The organism is Ensifer sp. EB106-05-01-XG146 (assembly GCF_058791875.1).
This window is the reverse complement of record NZ_JBYTDX010000001.1, coordinates 1,907,439-1,921,276: the sequence shown is the minus strand read 5'-3', so window position 1 is coordinate 1,921,276 and position 13,838 is coordinate 1,907,439. Positions and strand designations below refer to the sequence as shown.

Here is a 13,838-nt window from a genome sequence, read left to right as displayed (position 1 = left end):
ATGTCCGCCGCCGTCACCGCACCGGTCGCGATCCGCGTGCACGACCTTCACAAGAGTTTCGGCCCGGTCGAGGTGCTGAAAGGCGTCTCGCTCGACGCGCGCGAGGGTGAGGTGATTTCCATCCTCGGATCCTCCGGCTCCGGCAAGTCGACGCTGCTTCGCTGCATCAACATGCTGGAGGTTCCGAATTCGGGCACGATCGAGGTCGCCGGCGAGGCGATCCGGCTGAAGACATCGAACGATGGGCGCAGCCGCCCGGCCGACCCGAAACAGGTGGACCGCATCCGCTCCGAACTCGGCATGGTGTTTCAGAGCTTCAATCTCTGGTCCCACAAGACCGTGCTTGAAAACGTCATCGAGGCGCCGGTGCATGTGCTGAAGCGCCCGCGCGTCGAGGCGATCGAGGAGGCCGAAGCCCTGCTTGCCAAGGTCGGCATCGCCGACAAGCGCAACCATTATCCCTCGCATCTCTCCGGCGGCCAGCAGCAGCGCGCCGCGATCGCCCGTGCGCTTGCCATGCGCCCGAAGGCGATGCTCTTCGACGAACCGACCTCGGCGCTCGACCCGGAACTGGTCGGCGAGGTGCTGCGCGTCATGCGCGGCCTGGCGGAGGAGGGGCGCACCATGCTGGTCGTCACCCACGAGATGGGCTTTGCCCGCGACGTCTCGAGCCGCGTCGTCTTCGTGCACAAGGGCACGATCGAGGAGGAGGGGCCGCCGCACGAGGTCTTCACCCATTCGAAGTCCGAACGCTTCCGCCAGTTCATCAAGAGTTGACGCCTGTCGTGATCGGCGGGCCGAAAAACAAGGCAATCAACATCCACAAAAGGGGAATGCTGCAATGAAAAAGACCACCGCAATCATGGCATCGGCGCTTGCCGTTGCCGCGGGGCTGATGTCCATGCCGGCGCAGGCCGAAGACAAGAAGTGGACGAAGGTGACGATCGCCACCGAAGGTGCCTTTCCGCCCTATAACCTGACCAAGGCGGACGGCACGCTCGACGGCTACGAGATCGAGCTCAGCAAGATCCTCTGCGACCACATGAAGGTCGAATGCACCGTCATCGCGCAGTCCTTCGATGGCATGATCCCAGCGCTCAACGCCGGCAAGTTCGACGCGATCATGGCCGGCATGTCGGCCACCGAGAAGCGCAAGGAAGTCATCGACTTCTCGATGTCCTACGGTAGCACCGGCCAGGCCTTCGCGACGCTGAAGGGCGGTGATCTCGAAACCCTGCCGATGAAGGGCGAGCTCTTCTCGCTTGCCTCCAACGAGGCCGGCGCGCGCAAGGCGGTCGACGAGCTGAAGCCGCTGATCGAAGGCAAGACCATCGGCGTCCAGACCGCCTCGATCGCGGCGCGCTTCATCGACGAATATCTGAAGGACGTCGTCGAGGTGCGCGAATACAAGACGACCGAGCAGCACGATCTCGATCTCGTCGCCGGCCGCGTCGATTTCGTCATGGCGTCCATGGGCTACCTGAAGACGACCGTCGAAAAGCCCGCCAACAGCGACATGGTCATCACCGGCCCCCGCTTCCAGGGCGGCTTCCTCGGCGCCGGCAGCTCCGTCGGCCTGCGCAAGAGCGACCCCGAATTGAAGGCGCTGTTCGACGACGCAATTGCCGCTGCCAAGGCCGATGGTACCATCAAGCGCCTGTCGGAGAAGTGGTTCGGCTTCGACCTGACGCCGCAGTAATCCGGGTCGGTTCGCCCTCTCAACCAAAGCACCGCGCGTTCCGTCGAACGCGCGGTGTTTTCTGTGACTGGAATGCCCGGCGCTTCCTCGCGCGCTTGCAAGGCGCCAGGGCTGTTTATTTAATAGCGACGCGCAGCGCGTGTGGACATCTTTCGAACACAATCGCTTCGTATAAGCCCATCTGTCGACATTTGCTTATGAGCGCTGAATGTGTTCGCCGCTCGCAACTGTCGCGTCGCTTTAGACTTTTGACCACGGATGTACTGGCACTGGTGTAAGAGCGATGATGAGGAAGGTCGGTGCGGTTTCGCCCCGGCCTTTTTTATTGCCGGATGATCACTTCAGCGTTTTCGACGCGAGCACAAAGTCGATCAGGTCGCCGACCGTGACGAGCTTTTCGACAGAGTCGTCGGTCAGATAGATCTCGAACTCTTCCTCCACCAACATCGCCAATTGAGACACTTCGAGCGAGTCGGCGCCCAGATCCTCTTCGATCTCGGCATCGTCTTTCACTTCGGAAGCCTTCACGCCGAGCAGCTCGACGAGGATCGCCTTTACGCGTTCGGAAACATCGGATCGTGTGGGTGCCATGGATCTACTCCCTCCCTTAAAGCATAACACAAAGGGCGGTGAACGGCCGTCTAGGCCTATAGGATCATTCGCTGATTTCGTCATGATCCAAATGGGTTAGGCCATTTCGGTGAGGGAGAGCCCCTGGGTGTTTGCCAGTGCCAGACCTCGGCACCTCGGCGAACTCCTGCGATATATCGGCGAACGCGTCGATCAGGGTGCCGCCGAGCGATATGAAACCCTGAAGATCGACTACAGGCCGCGCTATACGCCCCTGTTGCGCGCGCTTGCCGCCGGCGCCGAGACCGTCACCGAGATCACCAGCAACAGCAGTCTCACCCAGGGCGCGATCAGCCAGACGGTCAGCCTGATGCTGAAGGGCGGGCTCCTTGCCCGGCGCGGCCTCGACGACGGCAGAAAGACCGGCCTGCGGTTGACGAAAAAGGGCGTCGCCCTCCTGACAACTCTGGAGCCGCACCGGCAGATGACATTCCTGGCGATCCGGTGCCTCGAGCTGGAATCGGATATCCGGTTCTTGAGGTGCTACAGGCGCTCGGGGCGGCGCTGGAGCGGGAAGGGTTCGCGAGCCGCCTGAAGGCCGCCCCCCATCGTCAGGAGAAGGAGGCTTCCGGTGGCCGCTGAAGTCGGGACCAGAAACTGGTTCGATGCCGCAGCCACCGCCTATGCCCTGTTCCGGCCGGACTATGGTCGGTTCATGGAACGGCTTAAGGAAAAGCCTTCCTCGATCCAGCCTTGAGGGAGGCGCGGCAGCCACCGCGCCAAGCCCAATCCGGCGCGGCAAAGCCGCCCCGGTCACCTTCCAACGATGCCCTATTTCGTCGGAGCAGGCGTCGGCCGCACCAGCGAGACGACGCGCGGCTTCGAGGGGGCGTCCAGCCACTCGATCCACTTGTCCCGTTCCTCGGTCGTGTCGAAGAACCGCCAGAGCTTGTAGTCTTCTTCGGTGGTCTGCAGCATTTCGCCGATCGAAACGAGCTCCATCGGCAATTCCACCTCGTTGCCGTCGTAGCGAATGAAGTAGATCCCCTCGGCGGCAAGCCGGATGATCTGACCGGTGCCATAGGTGCCATCGGGATCGTCGACTGTGAAGTACATGCCGGTCAGGGTATCGAGAATTTTGTCGTTCATGGGTTCTGGATGCCAGTTTAAGGAATAGGTTTCATCAGACCGTCGCCCGCCGCCGGAATTAAGGCAAGCTGAAATCTCCAGTGTCCACATTCACCAAACAGCATAATAGCCCGATGCGCGACCAAACGAGGACTTTCGCTTGTGCGGTCGGCCGCCACGTTCATGGCGAGAGGGCGGCTGGTGCCGCCCTTCGTTTGCGTCAACCAAAGTACGATGTTTTGCCGCGCGTGAGGTTGGACCTGCCCGTGCCCGGCGTCGTGTTGGGTTTCCCGCTACCGCCCGCCAACTCGATTGCTTCAATGGCTTTGGCAGCCGGCTGATTTTCAGAGGCCCCCAGCGAACTCGCTGCGAAGGCGGAGCCGGCAAATGCAAGCGATGCCGCGACTGCGATGATGATTTTCATTGGTCTCTCCTTGGTTCAAAAGCACGCGCAAAAGCGCGCCAACCTCGGCGTAGACCTGCTGTGAGAACGAAGACATACGGCGGTTGTCGTATTTCGACACGGCAGAGACTTGCGAAAACTCGGAATGGTTACCGGACTACTCCCGGCTCCTCCTCCGCCGCCTTCCGCCGCCTTCACCGTCATCGCTACTCACCTTGCGCTCCGGCAAGGTGACCACGGTCGAAAGCTTCGGGAAGCTGTCGACCTTGTTCGGCATCGCCATGGCGTTGACGAAATGCTCCTGAAATTTTGATTCAAGCGCCGTCTCTATCTTCTCGATTTTGCTGACAGTTTGCTCGATCTCGCGGCGGTGGCCGCGGTTCAAGAGCGCCATCAGCGCGCCGGTACCGGCGGCGTTGCCGACGGCCTTTACGTCGTCGAGATCGCAGTCCGGGATGAGGCCCAGCACCATCGCATATTTGGGATCGATGAAGGAGCCGAAGGCGCCGGCAAAGCGGATGGTGTCGACGTGGTCGACGCCCTGCTTTTCCATGAGCAGCTTGATGCCGGCATAGAGCGCTGCCTTGGCGAGCTGGATGGCGCGGATGTCGTTCTGCGTCACGGTGATGCGCTGCTCACCCTCGTGCAGGAGGTAGGAGAAGGTGCGGCCGTTCGGGATGATGCGCGGGCTTTTTGCCGCCATGGCACCATCGACGACACCGTCCTCGGAGATGATGCCGGAAAGATACATCTCGGCGACGATCTCGATGATCGCCGAGCCGCAGATGCCGGTGACGCCGACTGATGCGGCCGCCTCGGCAAAGCCTTCCTCGTCCGACCACTTTTCGACGCCGATGACGCGGAAGCGCGGCTCCAGCGTTACGGGATCGATGCGCACGCGCTCGATCGCGCCGGGGGCGGCGCGCTGGCCCGACGAAATTTCCGCACCTTCGAAGGCCGGGCCCGTGGGCGAGGAAGCGGCGACGACGCGGTCCTTGTTGCCGAGCACGATTTCGGCATTGGTGCCGACATCGACGAGCAGCATCATCTTGTCCTGGCGATAGGGCCCTTCGGCGAGGGTTGCGCCCGCCGCATCGGCGCCCACATGGCCGGCGATGCAGGGCAGCATGTAGAGGCGCGCGCCGCGATTGACGTCGATATCGATCTCATGCGCCCAATATTGCAGCGCGCCTGACACGGCGAGCGCGAACGGCGCCTGGCCGAGTTCCGTCGGGTCGATGCCGAGGAAGAGGTGGTGCATGATCGGGTTCGCGACGAAGACCATGTCGAGAATGTCGTGGCGGTCGACTTCACCCTCGGCGCAGACCTTGCCGATGAGACCATTGACCGCCTCGCGCACGGCCTTGGTCATCGCCTCGCGGCCATCAGGATTCATCATCACATAGGAGACGCGGCTCATCAGGTCTTCGCCGAAGCGGATCTGCGGGTTGGAGGCGCCGGACGAGGCGGCGATGCGACCCGAGAGCAGTGACACGAGATGCATGGCGATCGTCGTCGAGCCGATGTCGCAGGCAACGCCATATGCCTCGTTCTTGAGGCCCGGCCACAGGCCGACGATGAAGGGGCGCGAACTATCCATGTCGCGGTGGATGGCGGCGGTGACGGCCCAGTTGCCCTTGCGCAGGATGCCTTGAACCTGCGGGATCAGGTGCGGTGCAATCAGCAGATCCTTCCAGCCCCAGTCCTTCTCCAGCATCACCTTCAGCCGGTCGAGATCGCCGAGCGGCTTGTGCATGTCGGGCTCGTCCACCTCGACATAGCAGAGCTGAACGGCGGCATTGCGCTCGATCACCCGATCGGTTGCGGCCTTGCGCACGACCTGGGCGTTGATGACGGTATCCTGCGGCACGTCGATGACGAGATCGCCGAGGATCTGGGCGGAACAGGAGAGGCGGCGGCCGTCGGGCAGGCCGCGGATCTTCTCGTAGCGATCTTCCTTGGCGCCCTTTTCAGAAATGTGGTCGTTGGACGAGACGATCTTGTGCTTGGCGAAGTTGCCTTCCTGCACCACGATCTGACAGCGTCCGCAGGTGGCGCGCCCGCCGCACACGCTTTCGACATAGACGCCGAGCTTGCGCGCCGCATCGAGAACCGGCGTGCCGACCGGGAAGCGGCCGCGCTTGCCCGAAGGCATGAACAGCACGAGAGGGTCCTTTTGCGCGGCTTCGGTCATGTTGGTCTCGATCTCGGAGGTACCTTCAATGCGCATGCTCTGTGGTCTTTCGTCAGGTCCGCTTCAATGGGTCAGGCGAAGCACGGGTAAACGGTTTCAGACTGCACCGGAACGGCGCCCGATAGTTGTCCAATCCCGACATGGAAGCTTCTGTTTCAAACAGTTAGGCGTGGGGCACGGTGGCGCGTCAGGCTTACTTGCGCGACAGCCGCCGGGCGTTGCTGCGCACGCGCTTGCCATAGGGCCTGAGGGCTGCGGACGCAATCGCCGTTCCGTGGCCAGACGCCGTGCCGCCGGTCATCAGGCGCAAGGTGTTGTCGAAAGCGGCCTTCCAAAGGGCCATGTTCACGGCCATGACGCTCTCGGCCGTGGCGGCGATCTTCTCGGAGACCATGCGATGAAGCTCGGTCACGTCCTGGGTCTTGCCGGTGAGCGCCGCCAGTTGCATCTCCTGCAGTCGGACGGCGATGACGAAGGGGGCCTCGAACCAGAGGGTGGCGGCATCCAGGCGTAGGCTGCGTGTCATGGTGATCTCCACTTTGCGTTGGCGGATGGATGAACCGACGTGCGTTGCTACGGCGCCCCGGCAAGTTTTACGACTGCGAATGTATAGGCAAGAGTCGCGGCCAGCACGGCCGAGCTGCCCCAGAGGCAAGCCTTGATCACCTGCTCCTGCGGACCGAGATAGACCTTCCTGGTGACGGTGGCGATCATTATTGTTCCAAGTACGGCAGCCGTCACGATGATCACGGGCGCACCATAGGTGCGGAGCGCGGCGTAGAACCGCTGAAACTCGGCCGCATCGTCAAACAGTGTGTACCTGGCGATAACGACCAGAGGGAGAACGACGGCAAGGAGGCGCAACTGGCTTCTCATCGTCCTTCTCCCTCGAGCGCATCAGCGCCGATCCAGGAACTACTCGCTGGCAGCCGCACCACCCGTGCGGGCCGCGCGGCCACCGCGACGTCCGCCACCGGCGGCTGCCACTGGTGCTGCCGCAACCACGTGGCCACCTTCGGCCGGCTTGTGGTCGCGGTAGGTCTTGATCCAGTGGGTGCAGTTCGGGTCGGTGCCGTTTAGCACGTTTGCCGCACGCACGGCTTCCATTTCCTGCGGGCGGCAGGGGTTCATGATTGCCGACGTCATGCCGGCGCCGATGACCATCGGAATGAAGCCGGCATTGATGCCGTGGCGGTGCGGCAGGCCGAAGGAGATGTTGGACAGGCCGCAGGTGGTGTTGACCTTCAACTCTTCGCGCAGACGCCGCAGAAGTGCGAAGACCTGCTGGCCGGCGGTGCCCATGGCGCCGATCGGCATGACCAGCGGGTCGACGACGATGTCGTGCGGCTTGATGCCGAAGTCGGCGGCGCGCTCGACGATCTTCTTGGCGACGGCAAAACGCACATCCGGATCTTCGGAAATGCCGGTTTCGTCGTTGGAGATGGCAACGACCGGAACGTCATACTTCTTGCAGAGCGGCAGGATCGCTTCGAGCTTTTCCTCTTCGCCGGTCACGGAGTTGACCAGCGGGCGGCCCTTGGCGACGCGCAGTGCCGCCTCGATCGCGGCCGTCACCGAACTGTCGATCGACAGCGGCACGTCGACGAGGCCCTGGACGATTTCGAGTGTCTTGACCAAGAGCGGCGGCTCGGTCTCGTTCGGGTTGACGGCGGTCACGCCGGCATTGACGTCGAGCATCGTCGCCCCGGCGGCAACCTGCTCCAGCGCGTCCTTGATGACGGTATCGAAGTTGCCCTCGATCATTTCGGCGGCCAGCTTCTTGCGGCCGGTCGGGTTGATGCGTTCGCCGATGACGCAGAACGGCTGGTCGAAGCCGATGATGATCTCGCGGGTGGCGGAAGCGACGATGGTCCGGGTCATGCAGGGTCCTTTGTCATTTGGCGTCTATGTAATCACGCCCGTGAAGTCGATGATAGGCGCCTTGTGGCCGGCGCCAGTTTTGTCTGCGGTCAGTGCGGGTGATGGGCCGCGGCTTCGGCCATCTGTTGCTGGTTTTCTTCCTTGCCCTCGCGAATGTGCTCCAGGCGCTCGGCAACCATCGCATCCTCCGGCAGCGTCTCGTGCTTCCAGGGGCGGCGGCCCTTCAGGACGCCCGATTCATGCACGATTTCTGCGACATATTCTTCCTGGCGGTAGGCCATGACGTGAATGCCGGAGACGCCTTCGATCTCCTTCACCTCGTTGATGATGTCGATGCAGAGCTGCTTGCCTTCCTTCTTCTGGTCCTGCGCGCCCTCAAGGCGGGTAATCACGCTGTCCGGAATATGGATGCCCGGCACGTTGGAGCGGATCCAGCGGGCGGTCTTGGCCGATGCCATCGGCCCGACGCCGACAAGGATATAGCACTTCTCGTGCAGACCGAGGTCGCGCACCTTCTTCATGTATTCGCGGAACATCGGCACGTCGAAGCAGTACTGGCTCTGCACGAACTGGGCGCCGGCCTCGATCTTCTTGGCCAGACGATAGGGGCGGAAATCGTAAGGCGGGGCAAAGGGGTTGATCGCGGCGCCGAGGAACACCTGCGGCGGCGTCGTCAGCTTGCGGCCGGAAAGGAACTTCGAGTTGTCACGCATGATGCGGACGGTTTCGAGCAGCGACATGCAGTCGAGGTCGAAGACGGGCTTGGCGCCTGGCTGGTCGCCGGCCTGCACGCCGTCGCCGGTCAGGCACATGATGTTCTGAACGCCCATGGCAGAGGCGCCGAGCACGTCGCCCTGGATGGCGATGCGGTTCTTGTCGCGGCAGGCGATCTGCATAATCGGGGCGTAGCCCATGCGGGTCAAAAGCGCGCAGATGCCGACCGAGGACATGTGGCAGTTGGCGCCGGAGGCATCGACCGCGTTGATGCCGTCGACCCAGCCGTCGAAGATCGCGGCGCGCTCGTAGACGTCCTGCGGGTTTGCACTGTCAGGCGGGTTGAGTTCGGCGGTGACGGCGAACTCGCCGCGGCGCAAAACCCGCTCAAGACGGCCGCGGGAGGAATGGCCGGGCAGGGGCTCGAGCGGCGCGCCGGGATCGAAGGGATTGATGTCGGGGCTCATGCCTGGCCTTCCTTGGATGCCGCTTCACGGCGCGCTGCGGCTTCCGCCGTCACGCGCAGCCAGGACGAGGTTTCGCGCAGCGACTGGTTGACCGGCTTCTGCACGTTCATGATGGCGTTGCCCTTCTCCATGTTCTGCGAGCCCTTCCAGGCCTGCACCCAGACGCAGGGCATGTCCGGCTCGACCTCGCAATTGCCGTTGGCGCGCACGCCGCCGCAGGGGCCGTTGCGCAGCTGCTTCGGACAGTTCATCGGGCAGGACATGCCGGTCGAGGACAGCGCGCACTGGCCGCACATGCGACAGTCGAAGAGGAAGCCTTTCACGTGGCGTTCGACGAAGGTGATGGGCCGCTCCACCCGGCCATAGCCGAGGGCGTTCCACAGCGGGTGAAGCAGCAGGAACAGATCGGCGAAGCGGTGGTAGAACCATTCGAGGAAGCGGGAGTTGCGGACCGCCCAGAGGCGGACCGTATATTTGTGGCGCGAGCGGCGGCTCGGCGAAACGCCAGACGGCGTAAACGCGCCGGTTGCGGCCTTGGCGGCCGGGGCGGCGTTGCCCTTCATGACCTTCGGCTCGCTCGGCGGTTTGGCGTCAGCCATTGTCGCGGCCTCCGGCTTTGACGAGGGCGACGAGGCGTTCGCGGTCATAGGCGGCTTCGAGCTCGGCGGCGGCCTGGTCGGCTTCCGTTTCCAGATCGTCGGAGACCGGCACCGGATCGGCCTTGCGCCATTCGGCGAGGTAGTCGTCGGTTTCAGCCGCACCGGTGCGCATGGCGCACATGTCGATCGCTTCGGTGAAGCGCAGCGACAGCTCGCGCTTCGCCGTCGTGCGGCCCTTCTTGATGATGACCTGGGCCGGAATGTCGCGCCAGTAGACGATAATGCGATCTGCCATGGGGTGTTGTTCTCCTCGTTCTGCGACAATGCGCATGTACCGGCGTCCGGGCTCATCTCGCCACGACGTCGGATATGTCCAAAAACGACGCTGGCGCGGATGCCATATCAGACGTCTTGGCGGTGATGCGCAAGTCGCAGTTGAGGCGCTTCTTGCAGCCAGGAACCATCGGCAAGGATTACCCGCAGTTTCAGGCTTTTAGCCGATGTCGGAAGGAGGTAAGGGCGGCTTGTCAGCCTACCAGATGCCGCGCTTCAGGCCGTTCCATATCCAGGTCCAGATCGGCGGATGATACCATTGCCGTGACGGGCCTGCGACATCGATGACCTGCAGCTTTCCGGCGAGCGCATCGCCGACGGCGGCAATCGCAATATCCGTGGAAGCCGCCGTCTGCAGCAGCGGATAGGTGTGCATCGTATCGTGAGGGGCAGGCTTCTGGCGCGACTGGTAGAGCACGCCGCCGGTATCGACGCCCGCATCGACCAGATGCACGGTCGCTCCGAAGTTTTCGAGGTCGTTGTTGGCCCGCGCCCAGTAACCGCCCATCAGGCCGCGATAGGCCGGGTTGATGCCGGCGTGGAAGTTGAGGGCCGGGCAGGGGATGGCGGCCAGCGTTTCGGCCTTCAGCATGCGGCAGCTGATGAGGAAGACGACATCGGGTTTGAGCGCGCGCACTTGGGCGATGGCGTCCGTGTCGTTGATGGAGGCGATGGACTTTACCGGGATCGACGGATCGGGTTTTCCCGAGACTTTGTAGGTCGCGAAGATCTCGTCCGCGCGCTTGCGGGTAAAACGCTTGCCGAAGCGCGAGGCGATCATGGTCGCAAGCTGCCCCAGCGCCGTCAGCCAGCCGAGCTTGCGTGCGCGGCGGCGCAGGAACAGGCCCTTCGATTCCGGCTGCTCCTCGACGACTGCAACGTCGGCGAAATGCGCGGAGAACGCGTTGATCATGATCCAGGGGTTCTCGCCGCCCGCGGTCACCACGACGACGCGGCCGGGGCGTCCGCCTGCGGCTTGATTTTGGCTGGCGATGTCGGTCATGGCGGCCCCGCGGATGAACAGGGCCGAGTTATGAAGGCTTGCCCGTTACCGCCGGCTTAACTGGTTCCAGTACCATTCGGCGACACCGCCACCGAGCACGACGAGGGCGACGGATTCGACCATCTTCACGTCATCCGAGAGGCTGCAGACCGCGCCGACGACCAGCGACAGCAGCAGCCCGGCGGCGCAGCCGATGGCGTAGGGCAGATAGTCGAGGATTTTCACTGGCGCCTCCCGTCCCAAGACGCAGCCGTCGCGCACTGAGATGTAACGCAGGGTAGCGCAGATATAGGGATTAGGAAGAGCTTATTTTTTCGTTGCAGGAGCGAGCGCTCACGTAAGCCGCTGCGCTTCGGTCAGCGTCGGTGGACGAGGCTAGCCGGAGTCCTTGCAAACCGGATTGCCCCTCACCCTAACCCTCTCCACGCAGGCGGGGAGAGGGGACGTGGCCCGATCTTAGTTTCGCCGAGCGGAGCCGCAGCGAGGCGGAAATCGTGGTGTTTATTGTTGGCGGAGTGGGTGCCGCGAATTTCCTCCGCCCCGCTTGCGGGGAGAAAGGTGGCCGACAGGCCGGATGAGGGGCTTTTCCGTTGCGCCAGTGGCTCACGACGCTGCGGTAATCCGCCTGTGGATGCCGCCGAGACTTTCCCTGAATTTTTCGAAGGTGCCGTGCTCCGTCAACTCCCGCAGCACCTGCTCATTGATGCCGCCGCGTGTCGCGTAGTCCTGCGCCAGATGCGCGAAGCTTGCGTCCGGGGTCGTTTCCGGCGCCTGGCCGAGCGCGCCAAACAGGCTGGCGATATAGGCGCGGCCCTTCGCTTCGTCGACGCCGTTGTCCTTTAGCCAGCTATGGATCGTTTCCAGGTACTTGAAGTAGCTGGCATAGGTGGCGGTCGCCACACTTAGCGCATCGAATTCGCTCTCGCTTGTTACTTCGATCGCCGTGCCGAGCCGGCCGAAAAACGCCGCCATATCCGGATCCGGCGGGAAGATGATCGTCGGGCCCTGGCGGATCGCGATCATCGGCATCGGCAAGGCCTTGGTCACGCGCTTCACTTGGCCGACCATGGCGGCGATCTCGGCGCAGGAGAAGGTCGCAATCAGGCTGACGACGTGGTGATCCGGGCGAAAGCGCAGGGTCGGCAGCACGTCGCGGGCGATTTGCGGCCGGACGCCGAGCATGACCGTGTCTGAGGCGTCGAGCACCGCCTGATTGTCGGCAGCGACAGTCACGTCAGGAAAGCGGGCGGCAAGGCCCGCAGCGATCTCTTCGTTGCGGGGCGAAAGGACGACGGTGGTGATTTCGCCGGGAAGCGTCTTGAGGCCGGTGACGATCGCCGAGGAGAGTGCGCCGGTGCCGATGAATCCAAGTTTCATGAAAGTTCTGTCGCCTGGTGATTTCAGAAGGTCCGTGAAACTGCCGGGTGTGGCATGCACGGGTACAGGTTTGGAATTCTCGGAATAATAATACCAAAGGCGCCGACGACAAGCGCTCGCGACAGCGTCGCCCACAGGAGAGCAGGGCGCATTTCAACAGTGCAGTTGAGATTGCCACGCCCTTTCGGCCGCTGCGGGGCGTTGCGCATAAGGCGGAGACCCCTGCTAGGCCAAGGGGTGTTGGTCGAAAGGCTGCTGCGTTTTGGCCCGGGACCTAGCGAAAGTCATCGGCGGTGAGGACATAGATCGTCCGGCGCCCCTTGGCATAGGCTGCCGTCGCGGCCTCGTGGATTGCGTTGCGCGCGGCATCGAAGGCCAGCAAGCAGGCTGCTTCGGTCGTCCGGGTGGGCGCGCCACGGGAGAGGGCGGTCGCCTCAACGTAGAAGGGCACTTCGAACATGCCATCGTGGCCAAGGAAACGTACGGCCTTGCGCGCTTCATCGAAGCTTCGGCATGGGTTCGGAAAGGTCAGCGGCATGGTCGTAATCCTTTTGGCGGTAAGCCAGGCCGGCCAGAGACGGGCCGTCACAAGATCCGCCCGAAAAGGATCGTGGTCACGACGACGGCGACCGCCAGCGAAAGGGCGATCCAGGCAAGCAGGCCGCGGTAGTCGAACAGATAGATCTGAGCCGGTATGTGGTACTTCATGATCGCCTCCTGCAGCTGATCTGTTAAGACGGTGGTTTGGATCTAAAGGGCGTGTCTGGACTTGAAGGCCCGTTCGGCCAGGGCCATTCGCTCATCGGCGGGACGAATCAGTTCGAGATTGCCTTCATCGGTCACGCGCTCATGGCATTCGTCGCTGCTGCGTATGCGGTACTGGAGCGCATTGTCGCGGATGGGGAGCGTGGCGGTTATGCGGTAGGTGTCCCCGATGATCGACCCTCTGGTCAGCGCTCCCTTCGAGCGAACAAGCTGGCCGACCTGGAAGCGGTGAACCGGCGACTGGTCGCGGGGGCCGCGGATGATGCGTTTCGTAAAAGATAAAGCGTTCATAGTGGTCTCAGTCCTTTTAGGTGTGGGCAGGCACGGTCGGTCGGCTGCGATGAGCCGGTTATCGACCGATCAACCAAGGTTCGGGGAACGAACAGACGTTACAATGCGCGATGTGCTTCGAGGCGAAGCATGGACCAAGCACTGGATCCGAAGCTTGCGTGTCGTTCGAAAATTTAGGAGAATAGGTGCGGTTAGAAATTCTGATACCGCGAAAGCCACATCGGCCAAATTTACTTGGATATACTATTGCGCGTCGATTGAGTTTCAATTGAGGCGCATGTGTCGGCCGGCGCAGATTTAAAGTGTTTTTGGCGCGACGCCGGTGTTTCTCCCGAGTTTCTCGCTGCTCGCGTGATAAAAGCCACGTGCCGATCGAGGATGTGTTAAGCTCGTCGCTTGGAACTGGAGACTGTC

At 62.8% G+C, this 13,838-nt stretch carries 20 protein-coding genes; 4 read left to right on the top strand and 16 right to left on the bottom strand.

Translation table 11 applies throughout. The features are described from left to right. Together AC3WVQ_RS09470 and AC3WVQ_RS09465 are read left to right on the top strand one after the other, a co-directional pair. Complete coding sequence (locus AC3WVQ_RS09470) at positions 1-777, top strand: ABC transporter ATP-binding protein (RefSeq protein ID WP_090294039.1); 777 nt, start codon at positions 1-3, stop codon at positions 775-777. A 64-nt stretch (positions 778-841) separates the two neighbouring features. Beyond that, positions 842-1,699, top strand: coding sequence for a transporter substrate-binding domain-containing protein (locus AC3WVQ_RS09465; RefSeq protein ID WP_034788156.1), 858 nt, complete (start codon positions 842-844; stop codon positions 1,697-1,699). A gap of 336 nt (positions 1,700-2,035) precedes the next feature. Here the strand turns inward: AC3WVQ_RS09465 and AC3WVQ_RS09460 are convergent, their stop codons facing one another. Next, a complete protein-coding gene (locus AC3WVQ_RS09460; RefSeq protein WP_034788158.1) occupies positions 2,036-2,290 on the bottom strand; it encodes an acyl carrier protein in 255 nt (84 codons plus the stop codon). Positions 2,291-2,417: 127 nt separating this feature from the next. Between AC3WVQ_RS09460 and AC3WVQ_RS09455 the strand changes: the two genes are divergently transcribed. Next, positions 2,418-2,864 carry a helix-turn-helix domain-containing protein gene (locus AC3WVQ_RS09455; RefSeq protein WP_210187425.1) on the top strand — a complete coding sequence of 149 codons (447 nt, stop codon included), beginning with the start codon at positions 2,418-2,420 and terminating at the stop codon, positions 2,862-2,864. Positions 2,865-2,900: 36 nt separating this feature from the next. Further along, positions 2,901-3,026, top strand: a complete 126-nt coding sequence (locus tag AC3WVQ_RS09450) for a hypothetical protein (protein ID WP_255380900.1) — start codon at positions 2,901-2,903, stop codon at positions 3,024-3,026. Between the two features lie 74 nt (positions 3,027-3,100). Here the strand turns inward: AC3WVQ_RS09450 and AC3WVQ_RS09445 are convergent, their stop codons facing one another. From AC3WVQ_RS09445 to AC3WVQ_RS09375, 15 genes are all read right to left on the bottom strand, one after another. Next, positions 3,101-3,418, bottom strand: coding sequence for a hypothetical protein (locus AC3WVQ_RS09445; protein WP_034788160.1), 318 nt, complete (start codon positions 3,416-3,418; stop codon positions 3,101-3,103). A 199-nt stretch (positions 3,419-3,617) separates the two neighbouring features. Continuing rightward, positions 3,618-3,821: a hypothetical protein gene (locus AC3WVQ_RS09440; RefSeq protein WP_060601072.1), complete on the bottom strand. Its 204-nt coding sequence runs from the start codon at positions 3,819-3,821 to the stop codon at positions 3,618-3,620. A gap of 136 nt (positions 3,822-3,957) precedes the next feature. Next, on the bottom strand, positions 3,958-6,030 hold the full coding sequence (locus AC3WVQ_RS09435) for an ASKHA domain-containing protein (protein WP_051659127.1): 2,073 nt from the start codon (positions 6,028-6,030) through the stop codon (positions 3,958-3,960). Positions 6,031-6,187: 157 nt separating this feature from the next. Beyond that, a complete protein-coding gene (locus tag AC3WVQ_RS09430; RefSeq protein ID WP_060520591.1) occupies positions 6,188-6,520 on the bottom strand; it encodes a hypothetical protein in 333 nt (110 codons plus the stop codon). 47 nt (positions 6,521-6,567) lie between these two features. After that, positions 6,568-6,870, bottom strand: a complete 303-nt coding sequence (locus AC3WVQ_RS09425) for a hypothetical protein (RefSeq protein ID WP_034788169.1) — start codon at positions 6,868-6,870, stop codon at positions 6,568-6,570. A 39-nt stretch (positions 6,871-6,909) separates the two neighbouring features. Continuing rightward, complete coding sequence (locus AC3WVQ_RS09420; RefSeq protein ID WP_034788171.1) at positions 6,910-7,875, bottom strand: methyltetrahydrofolate cobalamin methyltransferase; 966 nt, start codon at positions 7,873-7,875, stop codon at positions 6,910-6,912. Between the two features lie 89 nt (positions 7,876-7,964). Then, positions 7,965-9,056 carry a methylenetetrahydrofolate reductase gene (locus tag AC3WVQ_RS09415; protein WP_034788174.1) on the bottom strand — a complete coding sequence of 364 codons (1,092 nt, stop codon included), beginning with the start codon at positions 9,054-9,056 and terminating at the stop codon, positions 7,965-7,967. Next, positions 9,053-9,655, bottom strand: a complete 603-nt coding sequence (locus tag AC3WVQ_RS09410; RefSeq protein WP_110818619.1) for a methylenetetrahydrofolate reductase C-terminal domain-containing protein — start codon at positions 9,653-9,655, stop codon at positions 9,053-9,055. The genes AC3WVQ_RS09415 and AC3WVQ_RS09410 overlap by 4 nt, the downstream gene beginning before the upstream one ends. Then, the gene (locus AC3WVQ_RS09405) at positions 9,648-9,950 is read right to left on the bottom strand and encodes a virulence factor (RefSeq protein WP_060520592.1); all 303 of its coding nucleotides are present in this window, start codon (positions 9,948-9,950) and stop codon (positions 9,648-9,650) included. Before AC3WVQ_RS09405 ends, AC3WVQ_RS09410 begins: the two co-directional genes overlap by 8 nt. Before the next feature lie 237 nt (positions 9,951-10,187). Beyond that, positions 10,188-10,991, bottom strand: a complete 804-nt coding sequence (locus tag AC3WVQ_RS09400; RefSeq protein WP_089044214.1) for a formyl transferase — start codon at positions 10,989-10,991, stop codon at positions 10,188-10,190. Between the two features lie 45 nt (positions 10,992-11,036). Then, on the bottom strand, positions 11,037-11,216 hold the full coding sequence (locus AC3WVQ_RS09395; RefSeq protein WP_034788185.1) for a hypothetical protein: 180 nt from the start codon (positions 11,214-11,216) through the stop codon (positions 11,037-11,039). Positions 11,217-11,594: 378 nt separating this feature from the next. Then, entirely contained in the window at positions 11,595-12,368 is a 774-nt protein-coding gene (locus tag AC3WVQ_RS09390) for a pyrroline-5-carboxylate reductase (protein ID WP_034788187.1), read from the bottom strand. A 274-nt stretch (positions 12,369-12,642) separates the two neighbouring features. Further along, positions 12,643-12,906 (bottom strand): DUF1488 family protein, encoded by a 264-nt coding sequence (locus tag AC3WVQ_RS09385; protein ID WP_110818707.1) that lies wholly within the window; start codon positions 12,904-12,906, stop codon positions 12,643-12,645. Positions 12,907-12,953: 47 nt separating this feature from the next. After that, complete coding sequence (locus AC3WVQ_RS09380; RefSeq protein ID WP_034788190.1) at positions 12,954-13,076, bottom strand: hypothetical protein; 123 nt, start codon at positions 13,074-13,076, stop codon at positions 12,954-12,956. Positions 13,077-13,118: 42 nt separating this feature from the next. Beyond that, positions 13,119-13,424 (bottom strand): hypothetical protein, encoded by a 306-nt coding sequence (locus AC3WVQ_RS09375; protein ID WP_492382703.1) that lies wholly within the window; start codon positions 13,422-13,424, stop codon positions 13,119-13,121. Between the last annotated feature and the right edge of the window lie 414 nt (positions 13,425-13,838).

Coding starts and splice junctions, on each gene's coding strand:
- AC3WVQ_RS09465 (WP_034788156.1), top strand. CDS start 842: ATGAAAAAGACCACCGCAATCATGGCATCGGCGCTTGCCGTTGCCGCG.
- AC3WVQ_RS09425 (WP_034788169.1), bottom strand. CDS start 6,870: ATGAGAAGCCAGTTGCGCCTCCTTGCCGTCGTTCTCCCTCTGGTCGTT.
- AC3WVQ_RS09390 (WP_034788187.1), bottom strand. CDS start 12,368: ATGAAACTTGGATTCATCGGCACCGGCGCACTCTCCTCGGCGATCGTC.
- AC3WVQ_RS09415 (WP_034788174.1), bottom strand. CDS start 9,056: ATGAGCCCCGACATCAATCCCTTCGATCCCGGCGCGCCGCTCGAGCCC.
- AC3WVQ_RS09410 (WP_110818619.1), bottom strand. CDS start 9,655: ATGGCTGACGCCAAACCGCCGAGCGAGCCGAAGGTCATGAAGGGCAAC.
- AC3WVQ_RS09375 (WP_492382703.1), bottom strand. CDS start 13,424: ATGAACGCTTTATCTTTTACGAAACGCATCATCCGCGGCCCCCGCGAC.
- AC3WVQ_RS09430 (WP_060520591.1), bottom strand. CDS start 6,520: ATGACACGCAGCCTACGCCTGGATGCCGCCACCCTCTGGTTCGAGGCC.
- AC3WVQ_RS09385 (WP_110818707.1), bottom strand. CDS start 12,906: ATGCCGCTGACCTTTCCGAACCCATGCCGAAGCTTCGATGAAGCGCGC.
- AC3WVQ_RS09445 (WP_034788160.1), bottom strand. CDS start 3,418: ATGAACGACAAAATTCTCGATACCCTGACCGGCATGTACTTCACAGTC.
- AC3WVQ_RS09470 (WP_090294039.1), top strand. CDS start 1: ATGTCCGCCGCCGTCACCGCACCGGTCGCGATCCGCGTGCACGACCTT.
- AC3WVQ_RS09400 (WP_089044214.1), bottom strand. CDS start 10,991: ATGACCGACATCGCCAGCCAAAATCAAGCCGCAGGCGGACGCCCCGGC.
- AC3WVQ_RS09405 (WP_060520592.1), bottom strand. CDS start 9,950: ATGGCAGATCGCATTATCGTCTACTGGCGCGACATTCCGGCCCAGGTC.
- AC3WVQ_RS09380 (WP_034788190.1), bottom strand. CDS start 13,076: ATGAAGTACCACATACCGGCTCAGATCTATCTGTTCGACTACCGCGGC.
- AC3WVQ_RS09440 (WP_060601072.1), bottom strand. CDS start 3,821: ATGAAAATCATCATCGCAGTCGCGGCATCGCTTGCATTTGCCGGCTCC.
- AC3WVQ_RS09420 (WP_034788171.1), bottom strand. CDS start 7,875: ATGACCCGGACCATCGTCGCTTCCGCCACCCGCGAGATCATCATCGGC.
- AC3WVQ_RS09460 (WP_034788158.1), bottom strand. CDS start 2,290: ATGGCACCCACACGATCCGATGTTTCCGAACGCGTAAAGGCGATCCTC.
- AC3WVQ_RS09435 (WP_051659127.1), bottom strand. CDS start 6,030: ATGCGCATTGAAGGTACCTCCGAGATCGAGACCAACATGACCGAAGCC.